11 protein-coding genes are annotated in these 14,549 nt (G+C 64.2%); 1 reads left to right on the top strand and 10 read right to left on the bottom strand.

All coding sequences use genetic code 11. The annotated features are described in order from the left end of the window. Positions 1-26: 26 nt before the first annotated feature. Positions 27-2,024 (bottom strand): potassium transporter Kup, encoded by a 1,998-nt coding sequence (locus tag V9T28_RS01155; RefSeq protein WP_445242140.1) that lies wholly within the window; start codon positions 2,022-2,024, stop codon positions 27-29. 211 nt (positions 2,025-2,235) lie between these two features. Here V9T28_RS01155 and V9T28_RS01150 point away from each other — a divergent pair, with 211 nt between their 5' ends. Beyond that, on the top strand, positions 2,236-3,717 hold the full coding sequence (locus V9T28_RS01150) for a DHA2 family efflux MFS transporter permease subunit (protein WP_116400395.1): 1,482 nt from the start codon (positions 2,236-2,238) through the stop codon (positions 3,715-3,717). Positions 3,718-3,774: 57 nt separating this feature from the next. Here V9T28_RS01150 and V9T28_RS01145 read toward each other — a convergent pair whose 3' ends face one another. From V9T28_RS01145 to V9T28_RS01105, 9 genes are all read right to left on the bottom strand, one after another. Beyond that, positions 3,775-4,737, bottom strand: coding sequence for an L-carnitine dehydrogenase (locus V9T28_RS01145; protein ID WP_116400394.1), 963 nt, complete (start codon positions 4,735-4,737; stop codon positions 3,775-3,777). Between the two features lie 33 nt (positions 4,738-4,770). Then, complete coding sequence (locus V9T28_RS01140) at positions 4,771-5,685, bottom strand: DMT family transporter (RefSeq protein WP_158554767.1); 915 nt, start codon at positions 5,683-5,685, stop codon at positions 4,771-4,773. Next, on the bottom strand, positions 5,685-6,461 hold the full coding sequence (locus tag V9T28_RS01135; protein ID WP_116400392.1) for an enoyl-CoA hydratase-related protein: 777 nt from the start codon (positions 6,459-6,461) through the stop codon (positions 5,685-5,687). Before V9T28_RS01135 ends, V9T28_RS01140 begins: the two co-directional genes overlap by 1 nt. Continuing rightward, the gene (locus V9T28_RS01130; protein WP_116400391.1) at positions 6,454-8,514 is read right to left on the bottom strand and encodes an acetate--CoA ligase family protein; all 2,061 of its coding nucleotides are present in this window, start codon (positions 8,512-8,514) and stop codon (positions 6,454-6,456) included. Before V9T28_RS01130 ends, V9T28_RS01135 begins: the two co-directional genes overlap by 8 nt. 4 nt (positions 8,515-8,518) lie before the next feature. Beyond that, the gene (locus tag V9T28_RS01125) at positions 8,519-9,679 is read right to left on the bottom strand and encodes an acyl-CoA dehydrogenase family protein (RefSeq protein ID WP_116400390.1); all 1,161 of its coding nucleotides are present in this window, start codon (positions 9,677-9,679) and stop codon (positions 8,519-8,521) included. Beyond that, positions 9,676-10,227 carry a thioesterase family protein gene (locus V9T28_RS01120; RefSeq protein ID WP_116400389.1) on the bottom strand — a complete coding sequence of 184 codons (552 nt, stop codon included), beginning with the start codon at positions 10,225-10,227 and terminating at the stop codon, positions 9,676-9,678. Before V9T28_RS01120 ends, V9T28_RS01125 begins: the two co-directional genes overlap by 4 nt. A gap of 56 nt (positions 10,228-10,283) precedes the next feature. Beyond that, on the bottom strand, positions 10,284-11,165 hold the full coding sequence (locus V9T28_RS01115) for a 3-keto-5-aminohexanoate cleavage protein (RefSeq protein ID WP_116400388.1): 882 nt from the start codon (positions 11,163-11,165) through the stop codon (positions 10,284-10,286). Positions 11,166-11,274: 109 nt separating this feature from the next. After that, positions 11,275-13,110, bottom strand: a complete 1,836-nt coding sequence (locus tag V9T28_RS01110) for a chloride channel protein (protein ID WP_116400731.1) — start codon at positions 13,108-13,110, stop codon at positions 11,275-11,277. 108 nt (positions 13,111-13,218) lie between these two features. Then, positions 13,219-14,502, bottom strand: coding sequence for a glycosyltransferase family 4 protein (locus V9T28_RS01105; protein ID WP_116400387.1), 1,284 nt, complete (start codon positions 14,500-14,502; stop codon positions 13,219-13,221). Between the last annotated feature and the right edge of the window lie 47 nt (positions 14,503-14,549).

Raw genomic sequence — 14,549 nt, 5'->3', positions numbered from 1 at the left:
TCCAGGCTGCGCTCCGTTCAGCGCCTTTACACCGCCACCTGCGCACCAAGCTCCACCACACGATCGGACGGAATCGCGAAGAAGTCCGTCGCCGTTGTCGCTTGCTTCGACAACAGGATGAACAATTTATCCTGCCACAGCGGCATGCCGGAGGTGGGCGACGTTTTCAACGTGCGGCGGCCCAAGAAGAAGCTCGTCGTCATGATATCGAACTTCACGCCCGATTTGCGCAAGGAGGCGAGCGCGACGGGGATGCGCGGGCTTTCCATATAGCCGAAATGCACGATGACGCGAGAAAACTCGTCCGAGAGCTTTTCCATCTCGAAGCGGTTTTTCGGCGCGACGCGCGGATAGTTTTCGGTCCGCACCGACATCAGCACATTGTGCTCGTGCAGAACTTTGTTGTGCTTGAGATTGTGCATCAGCGCGGAGGGCGCAGCATCCGTATCGCTGGTCATGAAAATCGCTGTGCCGCGCACGCGCGGCAGTTTGGAACTTTCCAATTGCCGGATGAGATCCGCGATGCGGGTCGAATCGCGGTGGGTCTTCTGCTCCAGAAGATGGGTGCCGCGCGTCCAGGTCCACATCACCACCATGGCACCGGCGGCGAGGCACAGCGGCACATAGCCGCCATCGAGCACTTTCACCAGATTGGCGGCGAGGAAGGCGAGGTCGATCGACAGGAAGAAGGCGATGAACAGAATCGCGCTCCACAGTGGCCAACGCCACAATTTCCAGACCACCACGAAGGCGAGCGAGGTCGTGACCACCATCGTGCCGGTGACCGCGATGCCATAGGCATTGGCAAGACTGTCGGAGGTCTTGAACTGCAGGACCAGGAAGACCACGCCGATCAGGATGAGCCAATTGATCCGCGGCACGAAGATCTGGCCCTCCTGCGCCGCCGACGTGTGCTGGATTTCCATGCGCGGCAAGAGGCCGAGTTGGATCGCCTGCCGCACCAGCGAGAAGGCGCCGGTGATCACCGCCTGGCTCGCGATCACGGTCGCGACCGTGGACAGGATCACCATCGGGATCAGGAGTTGCGTCGGCGCCATGACGTAGAACGGGTCCGCCGCCGCTTCGGGATGGGCGAGCACCATAGCGCCCTGGCCAAGGTAGTTGAGCAGCAGCGCCGGCAGAACGAACACCAGCCAGGCGAATTGAATGGGCGCACGGCCGAAATGGCCCATGTCGGCATAGAGCGCCTCGGCCCCCGTCACCGCCAGAAAGACCAGACCGAGGGTCACGAAGCCCGTCGCGCCATTGCCGAACAGGAAGCGCAGGCCGTAGAGCGGATTGAGCGCGAGCAGGATGCGCGGATTGTCATAGGCGATGTGATACAGACCCAGCAGCGCCAGAACCGTGAAGAACACGAACATGATCGGCCCGAAAAAGGCCGCCACCCGGGCCGTTCCGCTCTTTTGCACCGTGAACAACAGGATCAAAATGGCCAAAGTAATGAGGATAATGTAGGAACGGTCGAGATCCGGCGACACTTCGGTCAGCCCTTCGACCGCCGAGAGCACCGAAATCGCCGGCGTGATGATCGCATCGCCGGAAAACAGGGCCGCGCCCGCGACGCCCAGGAGAAAGATCGTGCGCCCCCGCTTGCCGAGCGCCTTTTGCGCCAGCGCCATCAGCGACAAGGTGCCGCCTTCGCCCTTGTTGTCGGCGAGCATCAGGAAGAACACATATTTGATCGTGACAGTGAAGACCAGCGCCCAGACCAGCAGCGACACGATGCCGATGACTTCCGTCTCCAGCACCCCGGTGTTCTTGGCGTGATCGAGCGCCGCCTTCATGGCATAGAGCGGGCTCGTGCCGATGTCGCCGTAAACGACGCCCATCGACCCCAGAACCAGCATCCAGAAGCTCGCCTTATGATGGCCGCCATGCTCGTGATGATCATGGCCGTTTTGGGAATGGTCGTGGGCGGGATGTTTGCCGGGTTTGGCGGCTTTGGCCGCGATCTCCATATTGCTGGCCGGAGTGACGGACGTCTGTTCGCCAGAATACGCCATATGTACCTGTCCTTCCCAGAGGGAAGCCTTCTGTGAACCCCAACTGCGCGGCAGTGGGCGCGCGGATATACTCCTATCGCAGTTGCGAGAAAAGGGGGTGCCCGAATTTCGTCGCATTCCCCGCAAGCATGCCAGATTGCGCAAAAGCCCCCTGGCTTTCCGCGCGCGACCGGTCCAAAAGACATTGGGGCGCTTTTAACCGTCAAAGTCAATGTCTAACAAATTATTCCTGCTGCCGCTGGTCATCGCCGCCGCGCTGTTCATGGAGAATATGGATTCGACCGTCATCGCCACGTCGCTGCCAGCGATCGCGGTCGACATCGGCGTCAATCCGATCTCTTTGAAACTGACCTTCACCGCCTATCTCTTGTCGCTCGCGGTCTTCGTGCCGATCAGCGGCTGGACCGCCGACCGCTTCGGCGCGCGGCTGGTGTTTCGCGCGGCCATCCTGGTTTTTACAATCGGTTCAATCGCTTGTGCTTTTTCGAGCACCCTGCCCGGCTTCGTTCTGGCGCGGACGGTGCAAGGCCTGGGCGGCGCCATGATGGTGCCGGTCGGCCGGCTCGTGATCCTGCGCTCGGTCCCCAAAAGCGACCTGGTGCGGGCGCTCTCCTATCTGACGATCCCGGCGCTGATCGGCCCGATCGTCGGCCCGCTGATCGGCGGCTATATCACCACCAATTTCCATTGGCGCTGGATCTTCTGGATCAACGTGCCCTTCGGCGTCGCCGCGCTCATCCTGGCGACAATTTTCCTGCCCGATCTGCGCGAGGACAACCCGCCGCCGCTCGACGCCAAAGGCTTCGTCCTCTCAGGAATCGGCCTCTCGACCTTCGTTTTCGGCCTCTCGACCATGGCCGAGCGCGACCTTCTGTCGCCCCCCGCGGTCGCCGGCCTCCTCGCCGTCGGCGCGGCCTTTCTCACTGCCTATGCCCAGCATGCCCGCGTGACGCCGCATCCGATCATCGATCTCTCGCTTCTCGCGGTCCCGACCTTCGGCACGTCGACCGTCGGCGGCTTCCTGTTCCGCACCGGCATTGGCGCCACGCCGTTTCTGCTGCCCTTGCTGCTGCAGCTCGGCTTCGGCCTTTCGGCGTTCCAATCGGGCGAAATCACCTTCGTGACCGCGGCCGGCGCGTTTCTGATGAAATTCACCGCCCAGCCAATTTTGCGTCGGATCGGTTTTCGCAAGGTACTCATCGTCAATGCGCTGGTCAGCTCGCTATTCCTCGGCGCGACGGCTTTGTTCACGCCGCAGACCTCCGTGCCGGTCATGCTCGGCGTGCTGTTTGCCGGCGGCTTCTTCCGGTCGCTTCAATTCACCAGCCTCAATGCCATCGCCTATGCCGAAATCGGCCAGGACCGGATGAGCAGCGCCACGAGTTTCGCCAGCGTGGTGCAGCAATTGTCGGGCGCGGTCGGCGTCGCCTTTGCCGCGCTGGTGCTCGAAATCACGCAATGGGCGCATGGTGGTGCGGCCCTCGGCATCGCCGATTTCGCGCCCGCCTTCGTGGCCGTCGCGCTGGTGTCGGCGGCCTCGGTGCTGTTCCACCGGCTGTTGCCGAAAAACGCCGGCGAGGAAATCTCCGGTCACCACAAGAAAGCCGGCACCGCATCGCTGCTGGCGATGCAGCGCGGCGAAGGCGGTGCGGATCGCCTCGAGCCTGCCGGCTCTGGGCCGGACGGGCACTGAGTTCGGAAGGGCGCAACCGGCCGCCGAAAGATAGCGGCTGGGTTTCGGCGCAGGGCGTTAGATCCGCCCCTCCAGCCCCTCCGCCTCCGGCCAGTATTTTTTGACGAGGGCCAGGAGGTCGATCAGGAAGTCGTCGCGGCGGCGCTCCAGCGCCTTGATGCCGCGGCCGGCGGCCTGGTGTTCGCAGCCGTCCGCGACCTTGTCGATCAGCTCGTCGGTGAGTTCGGGCGCCACCAGTTTCGTCCACGGCAGTTTCAGTGCCGGGCCGAATTGGTGCAGCATATGGCGCATGCCGCCTTCGCCACCGGCGAGGTGGAAGGTCAGGAACGTGCCCATCAGCGACCAGCGCAGGCCGCAGCCGTAGACGACCGCCGCGTCGATCTCCTCGGTCGTGGCGATGTCGTCATTCACCAGCCACAAGGCTTCGCGCCACAGCGCCTCCATCAGGCGGTCGGCGACGAAGCCTTCGATCTCGCGTTTCAAGGGCAACGGCCGCATGCCGATGGATTTGTAGAAGGCCTTGGCGCCTTCGATCGTCTGGGCGCTCGTCTTTTCGCCGCCGACGATTTCGACGAGCGGCAGGAGATAGACCGGGTTGAACGGATGGCCGACGACGAGCCGCTCAGGGTTCTGCATCTTGGCCGCGAGGCGGGTCGGCAGCAGGCCGGAGGTGGAGGAGGCGATGATCGCGCCGGGCTTGGCATGCGCATCGATGTCGTGAAGCAGGTTTTGCTTCAGTTCCTCACGCTCGGGGGCGTTCTCCTGAATGAAATCCGCATTGGCGATGGCGTCCGGCAAGGACGCGACGACGCGCAGCCGCTGTTCGCTGGCGCCCGGCGCGAGGCCCTGTTTGGTCAGGGCCGGCCACGCATTGGCGACCGCCGCACGAAGCTTGGCTTCGCCGTCGGGCGCCGGATCGAAGGCCACCACATCGAGCCCTGCCGCAAGGCAACGCGCCGCCCAGCCTGCACCGATCACGCCCACACCGACGATCGCCACCTGTTTCACCGCATCCGACATCTCGTTCTCCTCATTCGTTTCGTTTGATTTGGTTTATGCCGCCACATTCGGCGGCTGCGGCTTGGCGCCGGCATAGGCCATGGCAATGACGGCGATCAGAATGATCACGCCGCCGACCAGCGTCGCGTCGGTCGGTCGCTCGCCGAAGATCAGCCAGACCCAGATCGGCCCGAACACCGTTTCGGTCTGCGCCAGAACGGTTTGCCCAACCGCCGGCACATGCTGCGCGCCCCGCAGGAAGAAGCGAAAGCCCAAGCCCATCACGATGAAGCCGGCGGCGAAAGCCGCAAGGATTTGCGGCAGCGGCGGCAGCAGCGTGGTGCCGTGCGCAACACACATGGACGCCGCGAACAGCGCACCCATCACGCCATAGCCGAAAATCGACGGCAGAAAATCGAGCGTCTGTGCGGAGCGCATGCCGAGACTCGCCAAGGCGAAACCGACCGCGCACACAAAGGCGCAGATATTGCCGGCAAGATTGCCCGCCTCGATGCCGCCGCCCATGATTACGGCGAGGCCGATGAAGCCGAGGATCACCGCGCCGAGTTGCAAGCCGTTCAGCTTCTCGCCCAGCACGAAGCGTCCTAAGACCGCCGACAGAATGGGCGAACAGGATGACAGAAACAGTGCATTGGCCACCGTCGTCGTCTTCATCGCGACGATGAAGCAGGTCGCCGAAACCGCAAAGGCGAGGCTCACGAGAAGGCCCATCCAGCCGAGGTGGAAGAAGCGCATCACGATCGACCCGTGCCCCTGCAGCCGGTTGATCAGCACGAAGACGAGCGCCGTGCCGATGCAACGGTAGGTGAGGAACTGCCACGCATCGGTATCGGGCGCGAGATGGGTGAAGATGCCGGTAAAGCTCCATGTCAATCCGGCGGCGAGCACGAAGAGCGCGCCGATCAGATAGGCGTTGGCCGGAGCGCTGGTGTTTGCGGAGAGGCTCATCAGCGTCCCTTCCATTCCGGTGCGCGCTTTTCGGCGAAGGCGCGCGGGCCCTCCTGCGCATCTTCCGAGGTCAGCATCGCGTGATAGATGGGTGCTTCGCCGGCGAGCATGGCGGCATAGGTTTCGCGCACCGAGCGGCCTTCGCCGAGGCGTGCCACCGCCTTGCTGGTGCGGATGGCGAGCGGCGCATGCGCGGCAATCTGCGCCGCGAGCGCATGGGCCGTTTCAAGGAGCGAAGCGCGTGGCGCGACGCGATTGACGAGGCCGAAGCGATGCGCCTCCTGCGCGCCCATCCGCCGCCCGGTGAGCAGCATTTCCATCGCGATCGGCTGCGGCAGACGGCGTGGCAGGCGCTGCACGCCGCCGGATTCAGCGACGATCCCGAGCGTCACTTCGGGCAGCGCGAATTCCGCCTCTTCGGCCGCGACGATCAGATCGCAGGCCAAGGCAAGCTCGAACCCGCCGCCCAGAGCAAGGCCATTGACCGCCGCGATCACCGGCTTGTCGAGATCCCAAAATTCGGTGAGGCCGGCAAAACCGCCCGGCCCGAAGTCGGTATCGACAGCCTCCTGCGCCTTCAAGTCCCAACCGGCCGAAAAAAAGCGCTCGCCGCCGCCGGTGAGGATGGCGACACGCAAATCACAGTCATCCTGGAACGCGCGGAACACGTCATACAAAGCACGGCTGGTCGCGACATCGATCGCATTGGCCTTCGGCCGGTCGAGAACGACCTGCAGCACGCGGCCGTGACGCGAAATGTGGAGAGGATCAACCATCGTGCCCTCCATGCAGCCGGATCAGCGCATCGACCGCCACCGCACCGTCCGGCAAAGCCAGAAGCGGATTGACATCAAGTTCGACGAGATCGGCGAGATGCGCTTGCGCATAGGCGGCAATGCTTTCGATGGCGCCGACGAGCGCGTCGAAATCGGCCGCCGGCTTGCCGCGATAGCCGCGCAGCAGCGCTGCGATTTTCAAGCCTTGTAAGGCGCGCAGGATTTCGGCGCGAGAGGTCGGCAACAGCAGCGTTGCTGAGTCCTGCATCAGCTCGACGAGAACGCCGCCAGCACCGATGGTGAGCGCCTGGCCGAATTGCGCGTCACGGGTGACGCCGACGATCAGCTCGGCAACCGCGCCGCTCACCATGCGCTCGACCAACAGATGCGGTGCGAGATGCGCCATCTCTTTTGCGGCTGCGGCCACCTCCGCCGCTGAGTGCAGGTTGAGCCGCACGGCCCCCGCCTCGGTCTTGTGGGTGATGGTTTCGGACGACGCTTTGAGCACGACGGGAAGGCCAAGCGCAGCCGCCGCTTCGGCCGCTTCATGCGGCGCGACGATCCTGCGCTCGGGCGTGACGAGGCCAAAGGCGGCGAGCGCGTCCTTGGCGGCAGCTTCCGTCAGCGCAGCGGCATGCGCCGAATCCTGCTGCGGTGCCGGCCTGACGTCGATTTGCTCGGCGCGTGCCCAGGCCTCACCGACACCGGCGCTCAGACGAATGGCAGTCAACGCCTCATGAAAGCCGCTCAAAGGCACGATGCCGCACGCGAGCGCCTTATCGGCGACATGTTCGGGCAGCGACTCGGTCAGCGATGCGACCAGCCCGGCGCAGGCGCCGGTTTTGGCGCGCGCAGCCGCGAAGGCCTGCAAGGTGACATCCCAATCGCTGCTTTTGCAGCGATCCTCGCGCGGCAAATCGATGACGAGCAGATTGATGTCGTAACCCGCCTGCAGCATCGCGGTGAAACAGGCGGTGCTGGCGTCGAGATCGCCCCAGATATAGGTGTGATAATCGAGCGGATTGGCAACGCTCACCTTCGGCCCGAGCACGGCGGCGAGCTCGTCTTTTGCCTGCTGCGGCAGCGGCGGTGTCGTGAGCCCATAGGTCTCGGCGAGATCGGCGATCAGTGAGGCTTCGCCCCCCGAGCAGCTCATCGACGACAGCCGCCGCCCGGCCAGGGGACCGACGACATGCAGCAGCTTGAGCGTTTCCAAAAGGCTCGACAGATCCGGCGCGCGGGCGATGCCGAGCCGGGCGAAGAGAGCGTCGTAGAGCTTGTCGGGCCCGGCGAGCGAGGACGTGTGCGACATGGTCAGAGCCGCGCCCGCCTGCGAGCGGCCGGTCTTGACCACGACGATCGGAATGCGCTTCGCGCGGGCCGCTGCGGTCGCACGGGCGAAAGCGGCGACATCGCCGAGCCCTTCGAGGTGCAGCCCGATCGCGGTGACGCGCTCGTCCTGCAGCAGCGCCTCGATCCAATCGCTGATATCGCCCTTCGCCTTGTTGCCGACGGCGATGAGATAGGCGAGCGGCAGGCCGCGTTGCTGCATGGTGAGATTGAGGCCGATATTGCCCGATTGCGTGATGATGGCAACGCCGCGGTCGAGGCGCGTGCCGCCATGCTGATCGGGCCAAAGCGCGGCGCCGTCGAGATAATTCAGCAAACCGTAGCAATTGGGGCCGGCGAGCGCCATCGCGCCCGATTGCGCGACAAGCTTGTCCTGTAGGGCCGCGCCGGTCTCATCATATTCGGCAAAGCCCGACGCGTAGCAGACCGCACCGCCGGTGCCGCGCTGCGCGAGGTCAGCAATCGCGGCAACGCTGGCCTCACGCGGCACCGCGATGAAAGTGGCGTCGGGCGTGCCGGGAATGTCTGCGATCGAGGTGAAGCACGCGATGCCGTCCATCTCCTCGCGCTTCGGATTGACCGGCCAGATCGGACCGGAAAAGCCGATCCGCCGGCACTGACGCACCACCTCCTCGGCCTCGCGCCCGCCGATCACGGCGATACTGTGCGGCGCCAGAAGGCGGGAGAAATTGCTGCGCGTCATGAGTTCAGCATCCGAGCGGGCGCAGCATCGCGCGCGATATGATGTGCCGCTGAATCTCGCTCGTGCCGTCCCAGATGCGCTCGACCCGCGCATCGCGCCACCAGCGCTCGAGGGGCAGCGAATTCATCAGGCCCATGCCGCCGAAAATCTGCAAGGCCTTGTCGGTGACGCGCGCCAAGGTTTCGGAGGCGAACAGTTTCGCCATGGCGAAATCCTGATCGCCCGCGCGACCCTGGTCGAGCGCATGCGCCGCCGAGAGAGTGAGAAGATCCGCGGCCTCGATTTCTGTCGCCATATCGGCGAGCTGGAACGACACGCCCTGGAAACGGCCGATCTTGTCGCCGAACTGCTGCCGCGTCGCCGCCCAATCGAGCGCGGTGTCGAGCACGCGGCGGGCGCGGCCGACGCTGGTCGCGGCGACCGACAGGCGCGTCGCGCCGAGCCATTCGTTCATCAAGTCGAAGCCCTTGCCTTCTTCGCCCAGCAATTGCGATTCATGCACGACGCAATCGTCGAAATAGAGCTCGCATTGATGATAGCCGCGATGCGACACGCAGTGCGGGCCGCGGCGCATGGTGAATCCGGGCGTGCCCATATCGACAAGGAAGGACGAGATCTTCGCCTTGCGGCTCTTGGTATTCTCTTCGACGCCGGTCGCCGCGAACAGAATGACGAAATCCGCCTTGTCGGCATGGCTGATGAAATGCTTTGAGCCGTTGATGACATAGGTGTCGCCGCGCTTCTCGGCCCGCGTTTTCATCGCGCGCACATCCGATCCCGCGCCCGGTTCGGTCATCGCCAGGCAATCGTGCCGCGTGCCCTTGATGGAGGGAACGAGATAGCGTTCGATCTGCTCGCCCTTGCAACCGCGCAAGATGTTGCTCGGCCGCGCGACACACATATGCAGCGCATAACCGGCGCGGCCGAGTTCGCGCTCCAGCAGCGCGAAACTCAAGCCGTCGAGATCCGCGCCGCCATATTCGGCCGGCATGTTGGCGGCGTAGAGGCCGAGCGCGATCGCCTTGTCCTGGATCGATTGCGCCAAATCGGGCGGTATGTCGTCGAGTTGTTCGACGAGATCTTCGTGCGGATAAAGCTCGTTCTCGACGAAGCTGCGCACGGTCTCGACCAGCATCGTCTGTTCTTCGGTCAAGGGGAAACTCATGACCCTGTCCTTTTCAGCCCGATCGTCGTGCCGAGCATGGGATGACACGGCAAATGTGCATGCGCCGCCCGAATGGCGGCAAGGCGCGCGTAAAGATCTGGCGGCAATTTGCACGACCGGCCTTCACGCATATCCACATGCACGAGAACCTGCTCTGCCACAGCGAGTTCCGCGCCTGTCGCGCCATGTTGCATGCGATGGAAAATATGCAGGCGCTTCTCGTCGAGATCGACGAGTTCGAGCGTCAGGCGCAGCGGCTCGCCTTCCGACACCTCGGCGAGATTGCGGATGCGCGTATCGATCGTATAGAGCGAAAAGCCGCTGTCCCGATAGGCTTCGTCAATACCGAAGAAGCGAAAGAACGCGTCCGACGAATTGCCGAACACATAGAGATAGATGCTCTCGCTCATATGGCCGTTGTAATCGGTCCATTCGGGCACAACCGCGCATTCATAGAGCGCCAGCGGCGCTGGGATGGGTCGCGACGCGTCCCATCCTTGAAAGGCAATACCTTCGTAGGGCGAGGTGACGCGCGCAATCTCAGTCATGCAAAGCCATTTTCATCTCGCGCCGGATGGCGTGGTTGCGCTCTTGCTTGCTCAGCTCACTTCTGTTTCTTGAGCTGCAATTTCGCGCGCGCCTCGGCGGGGTTCAGCACGCGTGCGCCCATGCGCTCCAGGATTTCCTTGGCGCGCGTCACCAATTGGCCATTGGTGGCATGCACGCCGCGGTCGAGCCAGATATTGTCTTCGAGGCCGACGCGCACATTGCCGCCGAGCAGCGCGGCCTGCGCGACGAACGGCATCTGCATGCGGCCGATGGCGAAGGCCGCCCAATTGGCGCCATGCGGCAGATGATTGCGCATCGCGACAATGGCTTCGGTCGTCGCTTCCGCGCCCCACGGAATGCCCATGCACAATTGGAACATCGGCGGCGCGTCGATCAGCCCTTCGTTGATGAGCTGCTTGGCAAGCCAGATATGGCCGAGCTCGAAACATTCGATCTCGGGCTTCACGCCAACCGCCTGAATGCGTTTCGCCATGTCGCGCAAGAGGTCGGCGGTCGCGAGAAACGCGCCGTTGCCGAAATTGAGCGAGCCGCAATCGAGGGTGCAGATCTCGGGGCGCATTTCCTCGACATGCGCGACGCGTTCGGCCGCATTGGCCATATCGGTGCCCGGACCGCCGGTTGCGGGATGGTCCGGATCGAAGAAGAAGTCGCCGCCCATGCCGGCCGTGACATTGATGACCACATCGACGCCGGACTCGCGGATGTAATTGATCGTCTCTCGATAAAGCGCCGGATCGCGCGCGGCCTTGCCGGTCTTGGGGTCACGCACATGCAGATGGGCGATGGCCGCGCCGGCGTGCGCCGCCTCGATGGCGGCGTCCGCGATCTGTCGCGGCGTTACCGGAATGGCCGGATGCTTGCCGACTGTGTCGCCCGCGCCGGTCACGGCACAGGAGATAATAACCTCGTGATTCATCGCACTCCCCGAAACTGATTATGCGATGATGTTAGGGGCGCCGACGCCCCTCTTTTGATCGCAGGCGACATTCCGATGTCTAGGAGCGACAGTATTAAACTTGGCCGAATTAAACCTCACCAAGCGCTTCGCGCCGGTGACGGTCGAGCTCGGCGCTGTAACGACGCAGGAGATGCTTCTCGCTGACGAGGCCAATGACGAGGTGGGTGTCGAGATCGTCGACCACCACCAGCATGTCGGTCTCCAGCCGGTCGAATTCGAGCGCCGCCTCCTTGGCATTCATGCCGGGGGTCAACATCTCATGCGGGTGCTCGGCGAGATCGATCACGACGATCGCATCGCCCGCGCTGTCATATTCGGGATTGTGCGCCGCCGCCACGTCGATCAGCCCGGCATAGCTGCCCGAATCGTCCACCGCGACGACAACCCGCTCGGTGCCGAGCGGGAAGCGGCCACGGAACTGATCGAGGCGCATGTCATGCCGCACGGTGAGCGGATCGTGCCGCATGAGCTTGTCGACCGTGAGCGAGCGGATCCAGCCGACGTCATGGGCGCTGCGGATGCTCTCGCCGCGCAAGTGAAAGCGCCAGGTCGCGAAGGAATAGCCGAAGGTGGCGCGCGCGGTGACCGACGAAGCAAGCACGCCAAGCATGACGATGCCGCTGATATTGAGGCTGCCGGTCGATTCGAGCGCCAGCAGGATCATCGTCAGCGGCGCACCGATGACCGCGGCCGCCATCGACCCCATCGCGACGGCGACAAAGAGCGAAACCGCGTGGCCGCTCGAATAGCCGAGTGCCATGAGCAGCAGCGCGAACAATTTGCCGACCAGGCCGCCGATAAACAGCGAGGCGAAGAACAGGCCGCCGCGAAAGCCGGCGCCGATCGAAATGGCGGAGGCGAGGACCTTGCACACGAGGACGATGAGCAGGGCCCACCAGATCTGTTCCGTGTGGCCCAGAAGATGCAGCGCGCCATGGCCGGCCGACAGGGCTTGCGGCGACACGAGGCCAAGGAGGCCGACGAGGGCGCTGCCGACCACGGGGCGCACCTCCGCCGGCAGCCATGGCTGGCGCGCGGCGCGCTCGAAATAGGTGACGAGCTGCATCACCAAAACGCCGATGCCGGCGCAGATGACCCCGAGGATCAAGGCGAAAGGATAGTCGGCAAGATCGATATCAGGCACGCTGATCGCCACGATGAACCCTTGCGTCCCCAGAATCTGCGCGATCAGATTGCCGGTAAAGGCAGCGACTGCGATCGGCGCGAGCGTCGCGATCGTATAGACGCCCATGACTAGTTCGAACGCATAGGCCGACCCGGCGAGGGGAGCGCCGAAGGCGGCGGCAATCGCCCCCGCGGCGCCACAGCCGACAAGGGTGCGCAAATCGGCGCGGCGGATGCCGAGGTAGCGCCCGAGCCACGAGGCGACGCCGGAACCGATCTGGGTGTAGCCAGCCTCCAGGCCGACCGACATGCCGAAGCCGTTGGAAATGATGTTCTGGCCAACCAGCGCCGCGCTTTCGGCGAGCGACATGCGGCCGCCGTGTAGGGCATTGGCTTCGATCGGGTCGACCGGCACGCGGTCGCGCCATTTCTGATAGAGCTTGATGCTGACGCCGGCGCAGATGCCCCCGAGCACCGGCCCGCCGACCGTCGCGATCGGGCTGATTCCCGGCATACCGCTCACCCCGGTGAAGCTGCGGGCATTGAACAGAGCAAAATGCATGAAATGGGTGATGCCGGTGACGATGCTGACGATCACGCCGGCGCAGAGCCCGATGACGGCGGCGAGCAGGGTCAGGCCGAGTTCGTGATTGCGGATGAACAGGCGCAGCCGCACGAGCTGGTGCCGCAGCCAATCGGCCTCGCGCGTAAATCGCCCGCCCAGTTCCTCGGAAGGGGCGACGGTCGGAAAGGCATCGGGTGCGGACTGTGACGACATCGGGTTCAACATGCAAAAGCGGACCGCAATGCGCCGTTTATGCAGCGCATCTCAACTTACCGCCAATTTCTAAACGACTCTTTCTGAACCGTTGCCGTACCCGATCAATTATTTTGACTTATTTTGTAACAATCGGGCGTAGACCTCGAGGGTCGAGGCGCACATCTGCTCGAGCGAGAACAGGGATTCCACATGGATGCGGGCGCGATAGGCCATCGCCTCGCGCATGGACGCTCCGAGACCGAGGGCCCTCTGGATGGCCTCGGCCAAAGCGGTTGCATCGCCCGGCGGCACCCGCCAGCCGGTGCGCTGTTCGTCTGGCACTTCCGGCGGCGCCAGGACGGTTTCGGGCATGGCGCCGAGGTCGGACACGACCACGGGCACGCCCATGGCCTGCGCCTCGGCCGAGGTCCGCCCGAAGGCTTCCGGCTCGGTGGACGGCACCACGACCACGGCGGCGGCCATATAGGCGGCGGGCATATCGGCGCAATGGCCGATCCTTTTGACGATGCCGGTCAGCCCGCCCTTGGCGATGAGCTGGTCGAGTTCCTTGGCATAGCCCGTGCGGCCCTGCTCGTCGCCGGCGAGGATGAAATGTACCCCGCTCAAGCCTTGGCGCATCAATTGTTCGGCGGCGGCGATCAGGACGCGCTGGCCTTTCCAGCCCGTGAGTCGGCCCGGCAACAGCACGATGCGCTCGCCCTCCGCGCCCCAGGCCTTGCGCAGGTTCGCCACCCGCTGCGGATCGACCGCCGTCGGGCGGAAAGCGCGGAAATCCGTGCCGCGATGGATGATGACGGTGCGCGCCGCCGCTTGCGGATAGTTCCGGGCGATCAGGCTCGCCGTATAGGCGGAATTGGCGATGACCGCATCGCCGCGCGCCATGACGGAATTATACCGTAATTTCAGGCTCGATTTGCCGGAATAAGCGCCATGATAGGTGGTCACGAAGGGCGTGCCGGTGCGCCGCACCGCGCCGAGCGCGACCCAGGCCGGCGCACGCGACCGGGCATGCAGGATATCGACGCCCTCCTGCCGGATAAGATGCATCAATTTGCGCACGTTGAGCGCCATGGCGATCGGATTTTTCGATTTGGCCGGAAACGGCAACCAGGTTCCGCCCTTGGCCTGCAATTCGCTCACGAGCCGTCCGCCAGTGCTGGCGACCAGTGCCCGGGCGCCGACTTCGGCGAGGGCCGCCGCCATATCGACCGTGGTGCGCTCGGCGCCGCCGGCGTCGAGCGCTGGAATGATCTGCAAAATCGTCCGTCCCGCCAAAGTGGCCCGCACATCGGCGACCGACAGAGTGGCCGGCCGGCTGGGTTCTGGGTCGTGGGCAAGATCGAACGATGACACGGGCGGAATGGCACCTGATGCGAGGGCTGCTAACATGATGTCCAAATTATCGGCATAAATCTAAATATTTCATGTCGCCGATG

Source organism: Methylovirgula sp. 4M-Z18, from assembly GCF_037890675.1.
In the GTDB taxonomy this organism is placed as follows: Bacteria; Pseudomonadota; Alphaproteobacteria; order Rhizobiales; family Beijerinckiaceae; genus 4M-Z18.
Note: the sequence above shows the minus strand (reverse complement) of the source record. Positions and strands in the feature narration are given on the sequence as shown.

Bases quoted from the DNA above. Each gene is read 5' to 3' on its own strand.
- V9T28_RS01155 (WP_445242140.1), bottom strand. From the start codon at position 2,024: ATGGCGTATTCTGGCGAACAGACGTCCGTCACTCCGGCCAGCAATATG.
- V9T28_RS01150 (WP_116400395.1), top strand. From the start codon at position 2,236: ATGTCTAACAAATTATTCCTGCTGCCGCTGGTCATCGCCGCCGCGCTG.
- V9T28_RS01145 (WP_116400394.1), bottom strand. From the start codon at position 4,737: ATGTCGGATGCGGTGAAACAGGTGGCGATCGTCGGTGTGGGCGTGATC.
- V9T28_RS01140 (WP_158554767.1), bottom strand. From the start codon at position 5,685: ATGAGCCTCTCCGCAAACACCAGCGCTCCGGCCAACGCCTATCTGATC.
- V9T28_RS01135 (WP_116400392.1), bottom strand. From the start codon at position 6,461: ATGGTTGATCCTCTCCACATTTCGCGTCACGGCCGCGTGCTGCAGGTC.
- V9T28_RS01130 (WP_116400391.1), bottom strand. From the start codon at position 8,514: ATGACGCGCAGCAATTTCTCCCGCCTTCTGGCGCCGCACAGTATCGCC.
- V9T28_RS01125 (WP_116400390.1), bottom strand. From the start codon at position 9,679: ATGAGTTTCCCCTTGACCGAAGAACAGACGATGCTGGTCGAGACCGTG.
- V9T28_RS01120 (WP_116400389.1), bottom strand. From the start codon at position 10,227: ATGACTGAGATTGCGCGCGTCACCTCGCCCTACGAAGGTATTGCCTTT.
- V9T28_RS01115 (WP_116400388.1), bottom strand. From the start codon at position 11,165: ATGAATCACGAGGTTATTATCTCCTGTGCCGTGACCGGCGCGGGCGAC.
- V9T28_RS01110 (WP_116400731.1), bottom strand. From the start codon at position 13,110: ATGTCGTCACAGTCCGCACCCGATGCCTTTCCGACCGTCGCCCCTTCC.
- V9T28_RS01105 (WP_116400387.1), bottom strand. From the start codon at position 14,502: ATGTTAGCAGCCCTCGCATCAGGTGCCATTCCGCCCGTGTCATCGTTC.